The 19879-nt window shown below is 70.5% G+C and carries 21 protein-coding genes; 9 read left to right on the top strand and 12 right to left on the bottom strand.

Annotation, left to right across the window (positions count from 1 at the left end):
• Positions 1–6 precede the first annotated feature (6 nt).
• Together ACQP2X_RS44720 and ACQP2X_RS44715 are read left to right on the top strand one after the other, a co-directional pair.
• Positions 7–402, top strand: a complete 396-nt coding sequence (locus ACQP2X_RS44720; RefSeq protein WP_498692263.1) for a hypothetical protein — start codon at positions 7–9, stop codon at positions 400–402.
• Between the two features lie 38 nt (positions 403–440).
• Positions 441–1133 carry a FadR/GntR family transcriptional regulator gene (locus ACQP2X_RS44715; protein WP_498692262.1) on the top strand — a complete coding sequence of 231 codons (693 nt, stop codon included), beginning with the start codon at positions 441–443 and terminating at the stop codon, positions 1131–1133.
• Here the strand turns inward: ACQP2X_RS44715 and ACQP2X_RS44710 are convergent.
• Positions 1130–1489 carry a trypco2 family protein gene (locus ACQP2X_RS44710; protein WP_097318732.1) on the bottom strand — a complete coding sequence of 120 codons (360 nt, stop codon included), beginning with the start codon at positions 1487–1489 and terminating at the stop codon, positions 1130–1132. The genes ACQP2X_RS44715 and ACQP2X_RS44710 overlap by 4 nt on opposite strands.
• A 153-nt stretch (positions 1490–1642) precedes the next feature.
• Positions 1643–2047, bottom strand: coding sequence for a superoxide dismutase, Ni (sodN, locus tag ACQP2X_RS44705; protein WP_498692261.1), 405 nt, complete (start codon positions 2045–2047; stop codon positions 1643–1645).
• A 135-nt stretch (positions 2048–2182) separates the two neighbouring features.
• Here sodN and ACQP2X_RS44700 point away from each other — a divergent pair, with 135 nt between their 5' ends.
• The 3 genes from ACQP2X_RS44700 (at position 2183) to ACQP2X_RS44690 (ending at position 4804) form a co-directional block, all read left to right on the top strand.
• Positions 2183–2446 (top strand): S24 family peptidase, encoded by a 264-nt coding sequence (locus tag ACQP2X_RS44700; protein ID WP_498692260.1) that lies wholly within the window; start codon positions 2183–2185, stop codon positions 2444–2446.
• A 134-nt stretch (positions 2447–2580) separates the two neighbouring features.
• Positions 2581–3831, top strand: a complete 1251-nt coding sequence (locus ACQP2X_RS44695) for an NAD(P)-dependent malic enzyme (RefSeq protein WP_498692259.1) — start codon at positions 2581–2583, stop codon at positions 3829–3831.
• 22 nt (positions 3832–3853) lie between these two features.
• The gene (locus ACQP2X_RS44690) at positions 3854–4804 is read left to right on the top strand and encodes a zinc-binding dehydrogenase (protein WP_498692258.1); all 951 of its coding nucleotides are present in this window, start codon (positions 3854–3856) and stop codon (positions 4802–4804) included.
• A 9-nt stretch (positions 4805–4813) separates the two neighbouring features.
• Here ACQP2X_RS44690 and ACQP2X_RS44685 read toward each other — a convergent pair whose 3' ends face one another.
• Both ACQP2X_RS44685 and ACQP2X_RS44680 read right to left on the bottom strand, forming a co-directional pair.
• On the bottom strand, positions 4814–5509 hold the full coding sequence (locus tag ACQP2X_RS44685) for an alpha/beta hydrolase family protein (RefSeq protein ID WP_498692257.1): 696 nt from the start codon (positions 5507–5509) through the stop codon (positions 4814–4816).
• Positions 5510–5727: 218 nt separating this feature from the next.
• Positions 5728–6582, bottom strand: coding sequence for an alpha/beta hydrolase family protein (locus ACQP2X_RS44680; protein ID WP_498692256.1), 855 nt, complete (start codon positions 6580–6582; stop codon positions 5728–5730).
• Positions 6583–6713: 131 nt separating this feature from the next.
• On the opposite strand from ACQP2X_RS44680, the gene ACQP2X_RS44675 reads away from it, so the two are divergent.
• A complete protein-coding gene (locus tag ACQP2X_RS44675; protein WP_498692255.1) occupies positions 6714–6881 on the top strand; it encodes a hypothetical protein in 168 nt (55 codons plus the stop codon).
• A 100-nt stretch (positions 6882–6981) separates the two neighbouring features.
• Here the strand turns inward: ACQP2X_RS44675 and ACQP2X_RS44670 are convergent, their stop codons facing one another.
• From ACQP2X_RS44670 to ACQP2X_RS44635, 8 genes are all read right to left on the bottom strand, one after another.
• A complete protein-coding gene (locus ACQP2X_RS44670; protein WP_498692254.1) occupies positions 6982–8097 on the bottom strand; it encodes an acetate/propionate family kinase in 1116 nt (371 codons plus the stop codon).
• Positions 8094–10169, bottom strand: a complete 2076-nt coding sequence (gene pta / locus ACQP2X_RS44665) for a phosphate acetyltransferase (protein ID WP_498692253.1) — start codon at positions 10167–10169, stop codon at positions 8094–8096. The genes ACQP2X_RS44670 and pta overlap by 4 nt, the downstream gene beginning before the upstream one ends.
• A gap of 71 nt (positions 10170–10240) precedes the next feature.
• Positions 10241–10930 carry an AAA family ATPase gene (locus ACQP2X_RS44660; RefSeq protein WP_498692252.1) on the bottom strand — a complete coding sequence of 230 codons (690 nt, stop codon included), beginning with the start codon at positions 10928–10930 and terminating at the stop codon, positions 10241–10243.
• A 16-nt stretch (positions 10931–10946) separates the two neighbouring features.
• The gene (locus tag ACQP2X_RS44655; RefSeq protein WP_097318060.1) at positions 10947–11126 is read right to left on the bottom strand and encodes a DUF6104 family protein; all 180 of its coding nucleotides are present in this window, start codon (positions 11124–11126) and stop codon (positions 10947–10949) included.
• A 58-nt stretch (positions 11127–11184) separates the two neighbouring features.
• Positions 11185–14931 (bottom strand): multifunctional oxoglutarate decarboxylase/oxoglutarate dehydrogenase thiamine pyrophosphate-binding subunit/dihydrolipoyllysine-residue succinyltransferase subunit, encoded by a 3747-nt coding sequence (locus ACQP2X_RS44650; protein ID WP_498692251.1) that lies wholly within the window; start codon positions 14929–14931, stop codon positions 11185–11187.
• 112 nt (positions 14932–15043) lie between these two features.
• Positions 15044–15871 (bottom strand): ABC transporter permease, encoded by an 828-nt coding sequence (locus tag ACQP2X_RS44645; protein ID WP_498692250.1) that lies wholly within the window; start codon positions 15869–15871, stop codon positions 15044–15046.
• On the bottom strand, positions 15868–16779 hold the full coding sequence (locus ACQP2X_RS44640) for an ABC transporter ATP-binding protein (RefSeq protein ID WP_498692249.1): 912 nt from the start codon (positions 16777–16779) through the stop codon (positions 15868–15870). The genes ACQP2X_RS44645 and ACQP2X_RS44640 overlap by 4 nt, the downstream gene beginning before the upstream one ends.
• Before the next feature lie 36 nt (positions 16780–16815).
• Entirely contained in the window at positions 16816–17472 is a 657-nt protein-coding gene (locus ACQP2X_RS44635) for a hypothetical protein (protein ID WP_498692248.1), read from the bottom strand.
• Positions 17473–17566: 94 nt separating this feature from the next.
• Between ACQP2X_RS44635 and ACQP2X_RS44630 the strand changes: the two genes are divergently transcribed.
• The 3 genes from ACQP2X_RS44630 (at position 17567) to ACQP2X_RS44620 (ending at position 19874) form a co-directional block, all read left to right on the top strand.
• Positions 17567–18328 (top strand): GNAT family N-acetyltransferase, encoded by a 762-nt coding sequence (locus ACQP2X_RS44630; protein ID WP_498692247.1) that lies wholly within the window; start codon positions 17567–17569, stop codon positions 18326–18328.
• Complete coding sequence (locus ACQP2X_RS44625) at positions 18325–19092, top strand: lysophospholipid acyltransferase family protein (protein ID WP_498692245.1); 768 nt, start codon at positions 18325–18327, stop codon at positions 19090–19092. The genes ACQP2X_RS44630 and ACQP2X_RS44625 overlap by 4 nt, the downstream gene beginning before the upstream one ends.
• A 68-nt stretch (positions 19093–19160) precedes the next feature.
• Positions 19161–19874, top strand: coding sequence for a response regulator transcription factor (locus tag ACQP2X_RS44620; protein WP_360242911.1), 714 nt, complete (start codon positions 19161–19163; stop codon positions 19872–19874).
• The last annotated feature ends 5 nt before the right edge of the window (positions 19875–19879 follow it).

The following is a 19879-nucleotide window of genomic DNA, read 5'->3' as shown; positions in this document are numbered from 1 at the left end:
GCTGCTGTGACCGGTGAGAAGTCAGTCGTTGACAACCCCTCGACGCTGGTGTGGGCGGTGCGGCTGCTCTACCTGGAGTGCGCCGCGCTGGCCGCGCTCACGGTGTGGCTCGTCGTCCAAGATCTGACGAGCGACGACGTCAACGTCGGCGTGGCGGTGTCCCTCACGGTGTTCGCCGCGATCGGCGTCGCCTTCATCTTCTTCGTGGCGCGGTTCCTGGGCCAGCGCCGGCGCGGCAGCCGCGGGCCGACCATCGTCATCCAGCTGTTCGTCATCGCCACCGGCGGCTTCCTCATCCAGGTGAATCCACTCTGGCTGGGTGTTGTGCTGATGGCCCTGGGTGTGCTTGTCGGCCTGCTGGTGGTGCTTCCGGCCAGTACAAGAGCACTGGGCATCGATTAACCGGTCTTATTTCGGGTACGAGGGCCTACCCTGTGGGAGTGACCGGATCAACGGTGCGGCCGCCCGCGTATCAACTACTGGCGGACGAGTTACGGGCCGACATCACCTCAGGGCGTCTCCAGCCCGGCGAGCGCCTGCCCCCGGAACCCGAGCTGTGCGTCAAGACCGGCGTCAGCCGGAGCACGGTGCGGGAGGCGTTACGCCTGCTGGCCAGCCAGCATCTCATCGTGACGACCCGCGGGGTGACCGGCGGGAGCTTCGTCTCGCACCCGGACGCCGAGCAGCTCGCCGACGGCCTCGCCACCGGCTTCACGTTGCTGACCAACTCGGCCGACGTCGGGCTGGCCGACCTGCTCGAGCTGCGCCGGGCGCTTGAGGTGCCGGCGGCCGGGCTGGCCGCGCTGCGCCGCGACGAGGAGCATCTCCTCGAGATACACGGCGCGCTCTTCGATCCGGAGCTCGACGACCTCGACGCGATCCTGGCCGCCCACGCGGCGTTCCACATGGCGGTGGCCAAGGCGACCGGCAACCCGCTGTTCGAGCTGGTGGTGCGGCCGCTCTACCACGCCTCGTTCGGTGAGGACGTCACCAACGACCTGCCGCCGGGATACTGGCGCCAGATCGACGCCGATCACCGGCTGCTGCTCGACTGCCTGACCATGCGCGACGCCGAGTCGGCCACGAAAGCGGCGGCCCGCCACCTCGATTACATAGCGGCGGTCGTGCGCTAGAAGTTCACGCGGCGCGTCACGAGGCGGATCGTGGCGCGCTGGCCCGTCGCCTCGGCCGTGGCCGACGTGGTCAGGGCGGTCAGCACCTTCCACGCGAACGACGACTCGGCGGGCAGCTTGGCGCCGCGCACGGTCGTCACGGTGACCTCGACAGTCAGGGCGTCCTCGGTGACCGCGAACCGGCAGTCGAGCTCGGCGCCGCGGGTCGCGATGGCGAGCAGCATCGCGCACGCCTCGTCGACGGCGATGCGCAGATCCTCGATCTCGTCGAGGGCGAAATGGAGCCGGGCGGCCAGACCGGCCGTCGCCGTACGTAGCACGCCGAGGTAGCCACCGTCGGCGGGCACGGTGAGCATGACGACGTCGTCGCCGATCGCCGGGTCCGGGTGTGTGTCCGTCAGAGTCACCGTGTCATCCTCCCAACGCCATGCACCCTAACGCCCGGCCGGAAACGACGCGACGACGGCAGGCCCGTCCGGATGAACGGGCCCACCGTCGCGCGCGGGACATCAGGCCTGCTTGGTCTCCCAGAAGATCTTGGAGATCTCCTCGATCTTGCCGAGCAGCTGGTCGGCCATGGCCGGGTCGACCGAACCCTTGGCGCCGGAGGCGCCGGCCAGCTTGGTGGCCTCGTTGAACAGGCCGTGCAGCTGGGGGTACTTCTCGAAGTGCGGGGCCTTGAAGTAGTCGGTCCACAGCACCCACAGGTGGTGCTTGACCAGCTCGGCGCGCTGCTCCTTGATCAGGATGGCGCGGGTGCGGAACTCCGGGTCGGTGTTCGCCTGGTACTTCTCGGCGATGGCCTTGACCGACTCGGCCTCGATCCGGGCCTGGGCCGGGTCGTAGACGCCACAGGGCAGGTCGCAGTGGGCGCTGACCACGGTCTTAGGCGTGAGGAAACGCGGAAGTCGCATCAGGACTCCTCCATACGGGGTTTGCGATGATCCGTGGTTGACACTACCCCTTACACCCGGCCGGTAACGCGACGGAGGACTGATGCCTTGAGGTGGCAACTACCACTGTTCGCGGTCCTCGTACACGGACCGTCGATGGTGCCCACTCTGCGCTCGGGCGACGCGCTGATCGTGGCGCGGGGCTCCCGCCGGACGAAGCCGGGACACATCGTGGTCGCCCGCTTCCGGTCGCGTCCCGATCTGCTCGTGGTCAAGCGGGCGGTCCGCGCGCAGGACGGCGGCTGGTGGATCGAGGGCGACAACTCCCTGGTGGAGGACGATTCGCGGGCGTACGGGGTGGCCGATGTCATCGGGCGGGTTTTAATCCGCTACTACCCGCGGCTCAGTCGGCTACGTTAGGGTTCAGGAATCGCAGCGCACACTCGCGCTGCGTCCGCTGTTTGCAAGCTCAGCTGTTACGGGTGATCCCCGCATCGCGCTCCGGTCCGGCGCACACTCGCCGTGCGATCGGTGAGCGCCTCGACCACGTTCAGATGCCGGTTGGAGTCACCGTGTCCTACTTCAGTTTCGAGCTCGATCCCGCCCTCGCCGCCGACCCCGTCTTCGACCTGCACCAGCGGGGCAAGATGGAGATCAGCGCGACCGTTCCGCTGACCAGCCGCGACCACCTCTCGCTGGCCTACACGCCCGGCGTGGCCCGGGTCTGCGAGGCCATCGCCGACGACGAGTCGCTCTACTCCGACTACACGTGGACGGCCAACACGGTCGCCGTCGTCACCGACGGCTCGGCGGTGCTCGGCCTCGGCAACATCGGCCCCAAGGCCGCGATGCCGGTCATGGAGGGCAAGGCGATCCTGTTCAAGCAGTTCGGCGGGGTCGACTCGATCCCGATCTGCCTGGACACGCAGGACGTCGAGGGCATCATCGCCACCGTCAAGGCGATGGCGCCGTCGTTCGGCGGCATCAACCTCGAGGACATCAGCGCGCCCCGCTGCTTCGAGATCGAGCGCCGCCTCGACGCCGAGCTCGACATCCCGGTCTTCCACGACGACCAGCACGGCACGGCCGTGGTCACGCTGGCCGCGCTGCGCAACGCGGCCAAGCTGCTCGGCCGCCGCTTCGCCGACCTGCGCGTCGTGATCAGCGGAGCCGGCGCGGCCGGCGTGGCGATCACCCAGACGCTGATCGCGGCCGGCGTCGAGGGCGCCAACGTCATCGTCTGCGACTCGCGGGGCATCATCCACGCCGAGCGCGGCGACCTCAGCCCGATCAAGGCCGAGCTGGCCGCGACGACCAACCTCTCCGGCCGTACGGGCGGGATGGCCGAGGCCCTGATCGGTGCGGACGTGCTGATCGGCGTCTCCGGCGGCGCGATCGAGGAGAGGGCGCTCGCGGGCATGGCGCCCGGCGGTGTCATCTTCGCCATGGCCAACCCGACGCCCGAGGTCGCGCCGGAGATCGCCCACAAATACGCGGCGATCGTGGCCACCGGTCGCAGCGACTTCCCCAACCAGATCAACAACGTGCTGGCCTTCCCGGGCATCTTCCGGGGCGCTCTCGACGTGCGGGCCTCCACCATCACCGAGCGGATGAAGGTGGCCGCGGCCGAGGCGATCGCCGATGTGGTCTCCGACGACCTGCGCCCCGAGGCGATCGTGCCGTCGCCGCTCGACCCCCGGGTCGCGCCCGCGGTCGCCGAGGCGGTCGCGGCGGCGGCCATCGCCGACGGGGTCGCCCGGCGTGGCGCGCGCTCCTCGGCCGAGGAGCGCACGACAGTCGCCTAGAAAGCGCTTAGGGTTCTTCCCTATGCGCGCCGCCTACGCCATCGCCGCCGATCCCGACGATCCCCGCTCCGCGCTGCGCGTGGGCGAGAGGCCCGAGCCGAGCCCGCCCGACGGCTGGGTGACGGTCGAGGTGCGGGCCGCCTCGCTCAATCAGCACGACCTGTGGTCGCTGCGCGGGGTGGGCCTGCCCGCCGACCGCCTGCCGATGATCCTCGGCTGCGACGCGGCCGGCGTCGACCCGGACGGCAACGAGGTGGTCATCTACCCGGTCGTCGCGGACGAGGCCGACCCGCGCGGCCTGTCACTGCTCTCCGAGCGGCATCCCGGCACGCTGGCCGAACGGGTCGCGGTGCCGCCGGAGAGCCTGGTGGCCAAGCCGGCCGGTCTGTCCTTCGTGGACGCGGCCTGCCTGCCCACGGCCTGGCTCACGGCTTTTCACATGCTGAAGACGCGCGGCCGCGTCGACGAGGCGGACGCGGTGCTGGTGCAGGGCGCCGGCGGCGGGGTGGCCACGGCGGCGGTCGCGCTCGCGCTGGCGATGGGCAAGCGGGTGTACGCCACCAGCCGCGACCCGGGCAAGCGCGAGCGCGTCGCCGAGCTCGGGGCCACGGCGGTCGAACCCGGCGCGCGCCTGCCCGAGCGCGTCGACGTGGTCATCGAGTCGGTCGGGGCGCCCACCTTCGACCACTCGATGAAGTGCGCCAACCCGGGCGCCCGCATCGTCGTCTGCGGCGCCACCGGCGGTCACCTGGCCACCGTGGACCTGCGGCGCCTGTTCGCCATGCGTCTCGACGTGCTGGGCAGCACGATGGGCACCCGCGACGACCTCGAGGACCTGCTCGGCCTGCTCGTGTCGACCGGGGTGCGCCCGGTGGTCGACTCGACGTACGGCTTCAGCGCGGTCGGTGACGCCTTCGCCCGGCTCGAGTCGGGCGACATCTTCGGCAAGGTGGTCGTCGACCTGCTGCACTGAGCCCGGGGGTTAGGGCAGTGCGTCGTCGAGCGTGGCCACCCCGCCGCGTGTCGCGTCCGCTTTCAGCCGCCGGCGGGCGGCGGCGTCGCCGTACAGGCTCCATCGCCAGAAGTCCGTGGTCGTCGCGGCCACGACGTCGAACGCGGCGCCGGTCGCGATGTGCCCGCCCTGGGTGACGCTGAGAAGGGCCTTGGGCCACGGTACGGCTTCGTAGGCGGCCCGGCCGTCGGCATAGCCCACCACCTTGTCGCGCCGCCCGTGCACGAACAGCAACGGCGTCTCCGGACCGGTGAACGGCGACGCGAGCACCTGACGGCCGGCCAGCACCACACCGGCCGTCAGCCGCTCGTCCCGGGCGTTGCTGAACATCCCGAGCGTGGTGATCCCGCCCGCCGAGTGCCCAGCGGCCGCGACCCGCTCGGAATCGACGTTTGTGAGTTCGGCCAGAACCTCGGTGATGACGTACGACGCATCGGCCGGCTGGTTGAGAACGTCGAGCACGTTGAGCTCGCCCGACTCGCCCGAGGTGTGCGGATAGGCCGGCGCCGCGACGACGAAGCCGGCCCGCGCCCACGAGCGCAGGAGGTCGGCGTAGCTGCTCGGGTTCGCGGTGAGCCCATGGCTGAAGAGGATGAGCGGGAACGGCCCGTCGCCCTGGGGTGCCCAGACCGTGGTCGTCAGTGGGCGGTCCGGCCCGCGCCGCAACGCCAACCGTCGCGTACCGACGGCGAACTGCCGCGCCGGCGCCTTTCCTGCTGCCGGTTTCGTCGGTGTCGGTGTCGGTGCCGGTGTTGGTACCGGCGCCGGGCTGGTCGTGGGGCTCGGCGCCGGTTTCTCCGCTTGAGGGGAACAGCCGGCGAGCGCGGCGGCTCCCAGCCCGAGGACAAGAGTTCGGCGATGCACCCGTCCCATGATGGCTCGGGCTAGCCGTCGATGGACTCCGGCAGCCGGAGGCGGGCGGCGGCGTCGCCGTACAAAGCCGATCGAAGGAAGTCGGTGGTCGTGCGGAGCATGGCCGGATAGCCGCGGTCGCCCGGGCGCAGATAGGTGCCGTGCGAGTCCTCGCGCATGAGGACGTACGACTTGGGCCAGGGCACGCGATCGTAAGCGGCCCGGCTCACGGCGACCGGCACCACCGGGTCGGCCCGGCCCTGAAGGAAGAGCAGAGTGGCGGGCGGCCCCGCGAAGGCGCCCGGCGCGGACCAGCCGGCCATGATGACGCCGGCCCGAAGGCGCGGATCGTGCCCGCCGACGAAAAGGCCGCTGGTCGTGTAGCCGCCCGCCGAGTGCCCCACGGCGGCGATCCGGCCGGTGTCGAGGTGGCCGCTGAGCGGGTCCCGGTGCGAGCGGTCGAGCCGCAACACCTCGCGCAGGACGAAGCGCGCGTCGTCCGGTTGCCGCTCGACGTCCGAGCGCCGGAAGTCCGGGGCGAACTCGCTGGTGTGCGGATAGGCCGGCGCCGCGACCACGAACCCGGCCGAGGCCCAGGCGGTGAGGGCGGCCCGCCACCGCACGGGCGAGCTCCGCAGACCGTGACTGAAGAGCACGACCGGAAACCGCCCGGCCGCGGTCCCGGTCGTTCGGCCGGCGGGAAAGAAGAGCAGTGTGGTCAGGCGACGGTTGCCCCGCTCCAGATGGAGAATGCGCAGCCCGACCGGATAGGAGACCGCCCGTGCTGACGGCGGCGGAGGCGCGGCGGCCGGGGCCTCGCCGACACAACCCGCCGCACAGAGCAGCATCAGGACAGCGAAGGTTGATTTCGCCCAAACCATCACCATGTGCCGACGTTACGGGTCGCCGCCGCCTCGTTGGGGTGAATTCCTCGTACGGGGGTGTTTGTCCAGCTAGATCGCCCGCCCGGTGGGCTGTTGGGTCGGCGGGGGTGCGGGGTTTCGCTAAGGTCTTCCGCATGTCTGACAACAGAGTCGACCCGAGCGGCAACACCGAGGCGTTCCGCGCCTTCACGGAGCACACCCCGCAGCAACAGCAGGCCCCGGCCTCCAAGACCCCACTGATCATCGGCGCCGTCGCTGTCGCCGTGGTCGTGATCGCCCTGATCGTCTGGCTCGTAGCCTGACTTCCGGCCCGGCGCGGGGTTGATCCCCGCGCCGCCGCCGTCGTCAGCGAGAGGCATCATCCGCCCGCGGCGCGGTCAGCGGCGGCGCGGCTGCCGGGTGTCAGCGGGAGAGGGAGAGCGCCGTCCGGGACTGGTCGGCGATCTCCAGCTCCTCGTCGGTGGGGACCACGCAGACCGGGATGCGGGTGCCGTCGGGCGAGATGACGGTTTCGCCGCTCGCGTTACGGATCGGGTCGATCGCGATGCCCAAGGGCTCCAGGCCGGAGAGCGACGCGGCCCGGACGGGTGCCGAGTTCTCGCCCACGCCGGCGGTGAACGTGATGGCGTCGACGCGGCCGAGCACGGCCAGATAGGCGCCCACGTACTCCCGGATGCGGCGGCAGTAGACGTCGAAGGCCAGCGTGGCCGCCGGATCGCCCGCGTCGCGGCGCTTGATGACGGCGCGCAGATCGTTCTCACCCGTGAGGCCGAGCAGGCCGGCGTGGCGGGTCAGACTGTTCTCGATCTCGTCGATCGGCAGACCGGCTTCGCGGTGCAGGTGGAAGACGACAGTGGGGTCGATGTCGCCGCTGCGGGTGCCCATCACCAGGCCGCCCTGCGGTGACATGCCCATCGACGTGGCCACGCTGCGGCCGCCCTCGACCGCGCAGGCGCTGGCGCCGTTGCCGAGGTGCAGCGTGATGACGTTCGTGTCCTCGACCGGGCGGCCCAGCAGCTCGGCCGTCCGGCGGGCCACATAGGCGTGCGAGGTGCCGTGGAAGCCGTACCGCCGGATCTGCCAGCGCGAGGCGAGCGACGCGTCGATCGCCCACGTCACGCCCTCGGGCGGGATGGTGGCGTGGAACGCCGTGTCGAAGACCGCCACCTGCGGCACGTCGGGCAGCAGCTTGCGGGCCACCTCGATGCCGGTCAGCGCGGCCGGGTTGTGCAGCGGGGCCAGCGGCACCAGCGACTCGACGCGGGCCACCACCTCGTCGTCGATGACCGTCGGCTCGCTGAACTCGGGGCCGCCGTGCACCACGCGGTGGCCGACCGCGGCCAGGCCGGACAGGTCGACCGAGTCCATGATGCGCTGGAGGGCCGCGCGGTGGTCGGCCGTGTCGCCGCCGGGCTCGCCGATCCGCTCGATGAGGCCCTTGGCCACGGTGCCGGCGCCGTCGAAGAGCCGGTATTTCACCGACGAGGAGCCGCTGTTGAGGACGAGTACCCGAGTCATCGTGCCGCCGCCTGGATCGCTGTGATGGCCACTGTGTTGACGATGTCCTTGACCGTGGCGCCGCGCGACAGGTCGTTGACCGGGCGGCGCAGGCCCTGCATGACGGGGCCGACCGCGACCGCGCCGGCCGAGCGCTGGACCGCCTTGTACGTGTTGTTGCCGGTGTTGAGGTCGGGGAAGATGAAGACCGTCGCCTTGCCCGCGACCGCGCTGTCGGGCAGCTTCGTGGCCGCCACCGCGGGATCGATGGCCGCGTCGTACTGGATCGGGCCCTCGACGGGCAGCTCGGGTGAGCGCTCCCGGACCAGCGCGGTGGCCGCCGCGACCTTTTCCACGTCGGCGCCGGCGCCGGAACTGCCGGTCGAGTACGACAGCATCGCCACCCGGGGCTCGATGCCGAAGGCGGCCGCCGTCCGCGCCGACGAGAGCGCGATGTCGGCCAGCTGGGCCGCGTCGGGGTCGGGGTTGACCGCGCAGTCGCCGTAGACCAGCACCCGGTCGGCCAGCAGCATGAAGAAGACGCTGGAGGCCACCGACACGTCGGGAACCGTCTTGATGATCTCGAAGGCGGGGCGGATGGTGGCCGCCGTCGTGTGGTTGGCCCCGGAGACCATGCCGTCGGCCTTGCCCGCCTGGACCATCAGGGTGCCGAAGTAGTTGACGTCGCGGACCACGTCGTACGCCAGGTCGAGCGAGACCGCCTTGTGCTTGCGCAGCTCGGCGTACGTGGCCGCGAACTCGTCGCGCCACTCGCTCGTCTCGGGGTCGACCAGCCGGGCGCCGCCGATCTCGAGGCCGAGCTCGCGGGCGCGGCGGGTGATCTCGTCGGGGACGCCGAGCAGGGTCAGGTCGGCCACGCCGCGCCGCAGCAGCGTCTCGGTGGCCCGCAGGATGCGCTCGTCGGTGCCCTCGGGCAGCACGAGGTGGCGGCGCTCGGCGCGGGCCCGGTCGATCAGGTCGTTCTCGAACATCAGCGGGGTGACCCGGCTGGAACGGGCCACATCGAGCAGGCGGGTCAGCTCGGCGGTGTCCACGCTCTCCTCGAAGGCGCCGAGGGCAGCCTCGATCTTGCGGGGCGTGCCGGTGCCGAGGCGGGCCTGGATGCGGCCGGCGGCCGAGATGGTGTGGTAGCTGTCGGAGTCGACCACGAGCATGGCCAGGCCGGTGTTGAGCCGCTCGATCACGCGGACCGCGCGCTCGTCGGGCCGCTCGCCGAGGGTGAGCACCAGGCCGGAGAGCGTCACGTTGCCCGCGGCGTGGGCGGCGCTGGCCGCCACCAGCAGGTCGGCCCGGTCGCCGGGGGTGATCAGCAGCGCCCCGTCGGTCAGGTGGTCGAGCAGGGCCGGCACGTGGGCGGCGCCGACCACGTAGTCGAGCACGTCACGGTCGAGCGCGCTCGCCCCGCCCGAGATGACAGTCGCGTCGAGCGCGGCCGCGACCTCGGCCACCGTCGGCGCGCTCACGGCCGCGACCTCGGGAATGGCCCACATCGGCACCGGCAGATCGACCGGTGACGTGGGCCGGGCCGAGGGCGGCACGCGGTTGGCGATCACGGCCAGGACGGTCGCGTCGAGGTCGGTGAGGGAGTGGTACGCGCTGCGGGCCGCGCCGACCAGCGACTCCGCGCCCCGGCCGGCGCCGCTGATCACCGGGATCACGACGCTGCCGAACTCGGTGGCCAGCCGGGCGTTGAAGCCGAGCTCGCGCGGGATCTCGTCGTCGGCGCTGGCGCCGGCCGCGAAATCGCTGCCGATCACCACGACCGAGCCGGCCAGCCGCTCGACCTCGCGGTAGCGCTCGACGATGCGGGAGATCAGCTCCTCCCACTTGCCGTCGGCCACCAGCGCGCTCGCCTCGGCGATGGTCACGCCGTAGGACTCCGCGGAGGGCGCCACCACCGGGTAGCGCTTCGTCAGCAGGGTGAGCAGCGGATCGTCGTCGGGCCCGGAGACCAGCGGCCGGAAGACACCGATCCGCGCGACCTGCCGGGACAGCAACTCGACCAGCCCGAGGGCGACCGTGCCCTTGCCGACGCTCGGTCCGAGACCGGTCACATACACGCTTCGTGCCACGGACCAAACCTACCGGCCGGGCCCGGAGGCCGCCGGGCCGAAAGTCCTAACTGTGGATGACGGTGTGCCCGTCACAAATGGCGGAGATACGCGGTCGGCGAGGCCAGGAACCCGCGCCAGTTCGCCACGATCTCCAGGTCGTCCCACGCGACCTTCTCGAGGCCGTCCGCCCCCAGCTGGAGGATGGTGGCCCCGGGCAGGGCCGTGAGCAGCGGGGAGTGGGTGGCGATCACGACCTGGGCTCCTGATGCCCGCAACTCGTCCAGCATCCCGAGCAGCCCCAGCGTCGACGAGAAGGAGAGCGGCGCTTCCGGCTCGTCCATCAGATAGAAGCCGTACCCCCGGAACTTGCGGGTCAGAAGCTCGAGGAACCCCTCGCCGTGGCTCTGCTCGTGGAGGCCGGCGTCGGGATTGTCGCCGGGAAGGCTCTCCAGATAGGTGTAGAGGCCGTGGGTGGTCTCGGCCCGGAGGAAGTACGAGTTGACGCGCTTGCCCGGCGTGCGGACGACCTTCAGCGCCGCCCCGAGCGGCGCCTCGGTGGCCCGCGTCGAGTGCCGGGCCGAGCGTGACCCGCCCTCCGGGTTGAGCCCGGTGGCCACGGCCAGCGCCTCGATCAGCGTCGACTTGCCCGACCCGTTCTCACCGACCAGGAACGTCACCCCGGCTGGGATGTTCAGCCCATGATCGAGCAGGGCGCGGACCGCCGGGATCCGCGCCCACCACTGCGTACGGTCGATCTCGGCGTCGGCGGAGAGCTCCACCCGCCGGATCGGCGAACTATTCGTCCTCGTCCTCGTCGTCGCGGGCCAGCCAGGTGGCCAGGCGCTCGATCGGGGTCTCGAACTCGGGGTTCAGGTCGACGAAGGTCCGCAGCTGTTCGCCCAGCCACTCCAGCGTGACCGTTTCCTGGCCACGCCGTTCGACCAGCTCCTCGATGCCGCGATCGGTGAAGTACATGCCCGGATAGTAAGAGGGGGCGCCCCGCCGCAGCGGAGCGCCCCCTCTCATTCGATCCTTACGGACGCGGCAGGGAAGCCTCGATCAGGGCCGTCTGCTCGGCGTCGTGCATCTTGGCCGAGCCGACCGCCGGCGCGGCGGCGGCCGGGCGGGAGATCCGCCGCAGGCGCACGCCCTCGAGGTGCTCGAGCAGGTTGAGCGCTACGAACGACCAGGCGCCCTGGTTGGCCGGCTCCTCCTGCACCCAGGCGTAGTCCTCGGCGTTCGGGAACTGGGCCAGGATGGCCTTGAGCTCGTTCACCGGCAGCGGGTAGATCTGCTCCATCCGGATGATCGCCGTGTCGGTGATGCCGCGCTCGGCCCGGGCCTGGAACAGGTCGTAGTAGACCTTGCCCGAGCAGAGCAGGACCCGCTTGACCGAGCCCGCGTCCAGCGGCGTGCCGTTGACCCCGGCGTCGCCGATGACCGGCTGGAACGTGCCCTGGGTGAAGTCGGCGACCGACGACACCGCGAGCTTGTGGCGCAGCAGCGATTTCGGCGAGAAGACGACCAGCGGCTTGCGCTTGGTGGACAGGGCCTGGCGGCGCAGCAGGTGGAAGTAGTTGGCCGGGGTGGTCGGGTTGGCCACCCGCATGTTGTCCTGCGCGCACAGCTGGAGGAACCGCTCGGGACGGCCCGACGAGTGGTCGGGGCCCTGACCCTCCTGGCCGTGCGGGAGCAGCAGCACCAGCGACGACTTCTGGCCCCACTTCACCTCGCCGGAGGAGACGAACTCGTCGACGATCGACTGGGCGCCGTTGACGAAGTCGCCGAACTGCGCCTCCCAGAGGACCAGCGCCTCCGGGTTCTCCACCGAATATCCGTATTCGAAGCCCATCGCCGCGTACTCGCTGAGCAGCGAGTCGTGCACGAAGAAGCGGGCGTTGCCGGTGGCCAGCGTGGAGAGCGGCAGGAAGTCCTTGCCGGTCTTGGCGTCGACGACCGAGGCGTGCCGCGAGACGAACGTGCCGCGGCGCGAGTCCTGGCCGGCGAGCCGGACCGTGACGCCCTGGCTGAGCAGCGAGCCGAACGCGATCAGCTCGCCGAAGCCCCAGTCGATGCCGCCGTCGTTGCCCATCTTGGCCCGGCGCTCGAGCAGCTGCTGCACCCGCTTGTGCGGGGTGAAGCCGTCGGGCAGCTCGATGTGGGCCTGGCCGACCGAGCGGACCACGGCCGCGTCGACGGCGGTGTCGACCTCGGGCTCGGCCTCCTCGGAGATCACCCGCGGGCGCGGCGGCGTGCCGGCCGAGTCGCGGGTGGCCTTGAAGACCTGCTCCAGCTGGGACTGGTAGTCGCGCAGCTGCTCCTGAGCGCCGTCCACGGTGATGTCACCCCGGCCGATCAGCTCCTCGGTGTAGAGCTTCCGCACCGAGCGCTTGGTGTCGATGATCTCGTACATGCGCGGGTTGGTCATCGACGGGTCGTCGCCCTCGTTGTGACCGCGGCGCCGGTAGCAGACCAGGTCGATCACGACGTCCTTGTTGAACGCCTGGCGATATTCGAAGGCCAGCTTGGCCACCCGCACGACGGCCTCGGGGTCGTCGCCGTTCACGTGGAAGATCGGCGCCTGGATCATCCGGGCCACGTCGGTCGAGTAGAGCGACGAGCGGCTGTACTCGGGCGCGGTGGTGAAGCCGACCTGGTTGTTGACGACCACGTGCACCGTGCCGCCGGTGCGATATCCGCGCAGCTGGGAGAGGTTGAGCGTCTCGGCCACCACGCCCTGGCCGGCGAACGCGGCGTCGCCGTGCACCAGCACCGGAAGGACCGTGTAGCCGTGCAGGCCCAGGTCGAGCCGGTCCTGCTTGGCGCGGACGATGCCCTCGAGGACCGGGTCGACCGCTTCCAGGTGGGACGGGTTGGCGACCACGCTGACGGTCGTCGCGTGCTCGCCGTCGGGCGCCGTGTACTTGCCGGTCTGGCCCAGGTGGTACTTGACGTCGCCGGAGCCGTGAGCCGACTTCGGGTCCATCTGACCCTCGAACTCGTTGAAGATCTTCTCGTACGGCTTGCCGACGATGTTGGCCAGCACGTTGAGCCGGCCGCGGTGGGCCATGCCGATGACCATCTCGTCGAGGCCGGCCTCGGCCGACGACTCGAGGACCGCGTCGAGCAGCGGGATCAGCGACTCGCCGCCCTCGAGCGAGAACCGCTTCTGGCCGACGAACTTGGTCTGCAGGAACGTCTCGAAGGCCTCGGCCGCGTTCAGCCGGTTCAGGATGTGCTTCTGCTCGTCCTGGTCGGGCTTCGTATATTTGATCTCGATGCGGTCCTGGATCCAGCGCCGCTCCTCGGGGCCCTGGATGTGCATGTACTCGATGCCGACCCGGCGGCAGTAGGTGTCACGCAGGACGCCGAGCACGTCGCGCAGCTTCATCTTCTGCTTGCCGGCGAAGCCGCCGACCGGGAAGGTCCGGTCGAGGTCCCACAGGGTCAGCCCGTGCTGGAGCACGTCGAGGTCGGGGTGGCGGCGGATCTCGAACTCGAGCGGGTCGGTGTCGGCCATGAGGTGGCCGCGCACCCGGTACGCGTGGATGAGCTCGACGACCCGGGCCGCCTTGTCGATCTGGCCCTCGGAGGTGTGCGCGACGTCGCGGACCCAGCGGACCGGCTCGTACGGGATGCGCAGCGACGTGAAGATCTCGTCGTAGAACCCGTGGTCGCCGAGCAGGAACTCGTGCATGGCCTTGAGGAACTCGCCGGACTGCGCGCCCTGGATGACCCGGTGGTCGTACGTGCTGGTCAGCGTGGTGACCTTGCTGACGCCGAGGTCGGTCAGGGTCTCGTCGCTCATGCCGGAGTAGGGCGCCGGGTATTCCATGGCGCCGACGCCGATGATCGCGCTCTGGCCGGTCATCAGACGGGGGATGGAGTGCACCGTGCCGATGCCGCCCGGGTTGGTGAGCGAGATCGTCGTGCCGGCGTAGTCGTCCATGGTCAGCTCGTTGCGGCGGGCGCGGCGGACCACGTCCTCGTACGCCTGCCAGAACTTGCGGAAGTCCATCTTCTCGCAGCCCTTGATGGACGGCACGACCAGCGTGCGCGAGCCGTCCTTCTTGGCCAGGTCGATGGCGATGCCGAGGTTGATGTGCTCGGGCTGCACCAGGGCGGGCTTGCCGTCGACCTGGGCGAACGAGTTGTTCATCTCCGGGTGCTTCATGACCGCGCGGACCAGCGCCCAGCCGATCAGGTGGGTGAAGCTGACCTTGCCGCCCCGGCCACGCTGGAGGTGGTTGTTGATCACGATGCGGTTGTCGACCATGAGCTTGGCCGGGACCGTGCGCACCGATGTGGCCGTCGGCACCTCCAGCGAGGCCGACATGTTCTGTACGATCTTGGCAGCGACGCCGCGGAGCGTGGTGGTCTTCGTACCCTCGTCGGCCTTGCCGTTCGACTCCGCGGGGGCCGGTTTCGGCGCGGGCTTGGGCGCCGGCTTCGGAGCGGGCTTCTCCTGAGCCGGGGTGGCGGGAACAGTCGGCTTCACAGGAGCGACGGTGGTGGCGGCCGGCGCATCCGTGCCGGCGCGCTTGGCGCTCGCGGTGGCGTTCGCCGCGGTCGCCTCGTCGGGCGTCACGATCGACCCCGTGGCCATCGCCGGCTTGTAGTCGGCGAAGAAGTCGTGCCATGCGGGGTCGACGCTGGTGGGGTCGGCCAGGTAACGCTGGTACATCTCGTCGACGATCCACTCGTTGGGACCGAAGTCCGCGAGTGGGTTCTCATGAGAAGTCTGCTGGGTCGACACTTCCGTGTTCGCCTCTTTCACCATGTTTGTCAGCACGCGACTGTTTCCGTCACATGGGACGGGAAGGATTCGGCATCCAGGCTACGCCGTCCCTAGAGGCGAACTGTCCCCACGTCGGTTGTGTGACGCGCTTTGACTAAGAGATGTCGCGACGCTTGGTGATCAATGTGCCGATGATTCCCGTGATCGCGGCGTAGCCGATCAGCACGACGGCGCCGACCCATCGCGGAGGGTTACCGGGAAGGTCGGTTCCCGAAATCATCAGTTGCGAGGCGGTCGTCGGCACGAGCACCTGAAGATTGTTGATCCACTCGGCCACCCACTCACTGAGCAGGAAGAACACCAGCTGCAGGGCCGCGCTGCCGACCACGTACGAGATGGCCAGGACCAGGGTCGCGGCGATTTGGCTACGGATCAGCACGCCCACGCCGACGCCCAGGATCGCCCACAGGACGAAGGCCAGCGCGTTCAGCCCGATGGCCCGCCACACGTCACCCGAGCCGAGTTGGGCCGGCACGTCGAGGTTCGACATGATCGGTGGTACGACGACCAGGTTGATCAGCGTGGTGATCAGCCAGACGATCAGGCCGATGATGATCGCGGCGCCGAACTTGGCCAGGATGACCGCTTCTCGCCGCGGCGTCGTCAGGAACGTGGTAGTGGCCGTCAGATGGAAGAACTCACTCGTCACGATGATCGCGGCGAGCAGCACCACGATCAGCACGCCGAAATACTGACCGCTCGTGTACAACGTGGTCGCCACGTTGACCGGCTCGAGCGCGGCCTGCACCTGCTCGGCCTGCTGGTCGGTGCCCTCCACCGTGCTTGCGTCGGTGGTGGCGAAGGTGGCCCAGTTGGCCAGCACGCTCGCCGCGTACAGCGGCACCAGCACGATGCCGAGGATCCACCAGATCGAGGTGGTGCGGACCTTGAACAGTTCCGCGTTGACCAGGCCGAGACTCATCGGATTCCAGCCTTTCCGGCCGTCAGCTGCAGGAACACCTGTTCGAGGTCGCCGCGCTCGGCGGCCAGCTCGTGGAGCTCGACCGAGGCGGTGAAGGCGGCGTGGCCGATCGCGGCCGCTTCGGCGCCGATGACCATGAGGGAGCCGTCGGACTGCTCGGTGGCGGTCGCGTTCAGCTCGGAGAGGGCGGCCTTGAGCTCGGCCGGCTGCGGGGTGCGGACCCGGACGTGCGCGCCCGTGCCCATCGTGCCCAGCACCTCGTCGACCGGGCCCTGCCGGATCAGCTTGCCGGCCGCCACGATCACCACGTCGTCGGCCAGCAGCTGCATCTCGCCCAGCAGGTGGCTGGAGACCAGCACCGTGCGGCCCTCGTTGGCCAGCGCCTTGAGCAGGTCGCGCATCCAGCGGATGCCCTCGGGGTCGAGACCGTTCGCCGGCTCGTCGAGGATCAGCACGCGCGGGTCGCCGAGCAGGGCCGCGGCGATGCCGAGCCGCTGGCGCATGCCCAGCGAATAGCCCTTGAACTTGCGGTTGGCGGCCGGGGTGAGCCCGACGATCGTGAGCACCTCGTCGGCCCGGGTGTCCGGCAGGCCGGCGGCCCGGCAGATCATCCGCAGGTGGTTGCGCCCGGTGCGGCCACGGTGGGCACTGGACGCCTCGAGCACCGCGCCGACGTGCTTGATCGGGTCGTGCAGGTCGACGTATTTCGTGCCGCCGAAGGTGGCGTGACCCGAGGTCGGCGTGACCAGGCCGAGCAGCATGCGCAGCGTGGTGGTCTTACCGGCGCCGTTGGGACCGAGGAAGCCGGTCACGCGGCCGGTGCGGACGCTGAACGACAGATCGTCCACCGCACGTAGACGTTTGTACTGCTTCGTGAGGTGCTCGACGACGATCTCGTCGGTGCTCATCGAAATCCTTTCCGTGGCCTGGGAGAGGTCAACCTACTAAACCGTGGCGATCCATGTGGCCCGTGCCGTGGCGAGACGGTCACCCTCCGGTCCGTACACGGTGGAGCCGACGAGCGCCTTGCGGCCGCTGAACTCGACCGCCGCCCCCACGACCACGCAGGTCGTGCCCGGTTCGGGAAGGGCCGTGACCTCGGCCGCGATCCGGCCCAGCACGTACGTCCGCCCGGTGATCAGCGCCGCCCATCCACCGGGACAGTCGAGCGCGGCCCAGACCACCGGGAGATCCGCCTCTTCGGGCACGGACCAGGGTGCGGCCGTACGCCCGTCCGGCAGCGGCCCGGAGAAGATGCGCAACCCGTCGGGGCGTTCGGTGCCGCACACGTAGCACGTGGGGAAGGGATGGGCCGTGAAGCCGGGGTACGACCGCGACGCCTCTACCGCCTCGGCCGGCCCGGCCGGCGCCACCGCCGGCAGTCCGGGGTCCACCTCGGCCAGCGAGGCCACGAGCGTGCCGCCGTCGAGCACCGAGCCACCGTCGAGCCGCAGCTCGGTCTCCAGCGGCGGCGGCACCCGCAACGTCACCTCGAACACCGGCCCACCAGGCCGTGCGCCGGCCGCGGCGGCGAACGCGCCGGCCGACCATCCACCGTTCCCGGTCCCCGGCGGCCCGTTGTAGCGACTCGGAATCAGCATGTGAGGAAGGCTCGCACAAGCCGTTCATTTTGTGGCCATGAATCGCCACCTGGACCGACATTCCATCGGCAGGTGTCACCCTTACACAAGTCACATGGCCGTATTACTTACCGCCGCCGCCCCCACCGGGACCAGCGGCTACACCCTGCTCATCGCCGACGACCCCGAGCAGGTCGCCGCCGCCCAGCGGCTGCGACGCGACGTCTTCGCCGGCGAGCTCGGCGCCCGGCTCCCCGCCTCCGCCGACGGGCGCGACGTCGACGAGTTCGACGAGTTCTGCGACCACCTGATCGTGCGCGACGACGCGTCCGGCGCGGTGGTCGGCACCTATCGGATGCTTCCCCCGCGGGCCGCCGAGCGCGCCGGACGCCGCTACGGCGACGGCGAGTTCGACCTGGCCGGCCTGCGCCCCCTGCGCGACCAGCTGGTCGAGACCGGCCGGTCCTGTGTGCACCCCGACCACCGCAGCGGCGCGGTCGTCAACCTGATGTGGGCCGGCATCGCCCGCTATCTGCACCTGAACAACCTGCGCTGGCTCGGTGGCTGCGCCTCGGTGCCGCTCGACGACGGCGGCGTCACCGCGGCCGGCGTCTGGGCCCGGGTGCGGAACAAGCACCTCTCCCCGCCCGCCCTGCGGGTCACCCCGCGCCGTCCCTGGCTCGCCGAGACCAGCCTCGAGGGCGACGCCAAGGTGCAGCCGCCGGCGCTGCTCAAGGGCTATCTGCGGATCGGCAGCTGGGTCTGCGGCGAGCCCGCCTACGACCCCGACTTCAACTGCGCCGACTTCTACGTGCTGTTCTCGATGGACCGGCTGGACCCGCGGTACCGCCGCCACTTCCTGGGAGCGAGCCGATGATCGCCCTGTGGCAGCCCGTCTCCGGGTGCACCGCGCTGTGCCGGGACGGGCTCGACCGGCGCGTGCTTCCCGGCGCCGGCTTCCTGCGCATGGTCACGCTGGCCGGCGTACTCGTCGGGGGTCTGCTGCTCGTGCCTCTCCTGCGGGGAGTCGCGCTGCGGACCCTGGCCCGCACGATGCTCGCGGTCCTGGGCATCAGGGTCGTCCGGCAGGGCCCGGCCGTGCGACCGGGCAGCATGCTGGTCGCCAACCACGTCTCCTGGCTCGACATCCTGGTGCTGATGGCGTCGGCGCCGGTGCGCCTGGTGGCCAAGGGCGAGGTCGGCGCGTGGCCGGGCATCGGCGCGCTGGCCGGCCTCTCCGGCGCGATCTTCATCGACCGCTCCCGGCCCAAGGCGCTGCCGGGCACGGTGGCCGAGGTGACCGCGGCGCTGCGGTCCGGCCGGACGGTCGCGGCGTTCCCCGAGGGCACCACCTACTGCGGCGCCAACCAGGGCACCTTCCGCCCGGCGCTGTTCCAGGCGGCCATCGACGCGGGCGCTCCCGTGGTGCCGGCCTCGCTCGTCTACGACTCGACCGCGGCCGCCTTCATCGGCGAGGACACCCTGTGGGATTCCGTACGCCGGGTCGCCGCTCTCAAGAAGCTGACCGTTACCCTCGTGACCGCGCCCGCGTTGCGTCCGGCCACCGGAGCCGATCGCAAGGCGCTCGCCCGCGCCGCGCAGGCCTCGCTCCGGGTGTCCGGCTACCGCCTGGCGGCCTAAGCAGGCTTTCAGAAAACTTTCAGCCGCCGTGCAGGCCGGTCGCAGCGGACTGATAAATACTGGGTGTCATGGCCGTTCAGACCCAGCCCAAGCAGGCCGAGGCGAAACTGCTCGTCGTCGAGGACGACGCGAACATCCTCGAGCTGCTTTCCGCCAGCCTTCGATTCGCCGGCTTCGACGTGAGCACCGCGACGAGCGGCAGCGCGGCGGTCAGCGCGGCGAAAAACTCCACCCCCGACCTCGTCGTCCTCGACGTGATGCTGCCCGACCTCGACGGTTTCGAGGTCATCCGGCTCATGCGCGAGGGCGGCCAGCGTACCCCCGTGGTCTTCCTGACCGCCCGGGACGGCACGGACGACAAGATCCGCGGCCTCACCCTGGGCGGCGACGACTACGTCACCAAGCCGTTCAGCCTCGAGGAGCTCACCGCCCGCATCCGGGCGGTGCTGCGCCGCACGACGCAGGGCGACGAGGAGCCGTCGCGCCTGGTCTTCGCCGACCTCGAGCTCGACGAGGAGACCCACGAGGTCTACCGCGCCGGTCAGCGCGTGCAGCTCTCGCCGACCGAGTTCAAGCTCCTGCGCTACCTGATGCTCAACGCCAACCGGGTGCTGTCTAAGGCGCAGATCCTCGACCACGTGTGGAAATACGACTTCCGCGGTGACGACAACATCGTCGAGTCGTACATCTCGTACCTGCGCCGCAAGGTCGACAACGTGCAGCCGCGGCTGATCCACACCCTTCGCGGCGTCGGTTACGTGCTGCGCAAACCCGCCGTCTGAGCCGC

The sequence above is a fragment of the Actinoplanes sp. CA-131856 genome (assembly GCF_050956135.1).
GTDB lineage: Bacteria > Actinomycetota > Actinomycetes > Mycobacteriales > Micromonosporaceae > Actinoplanes.
Note: the sequence above shows the minus strand (reverse complement) of the source record. Positions and strands in the feature narration are given on the sequence as shown.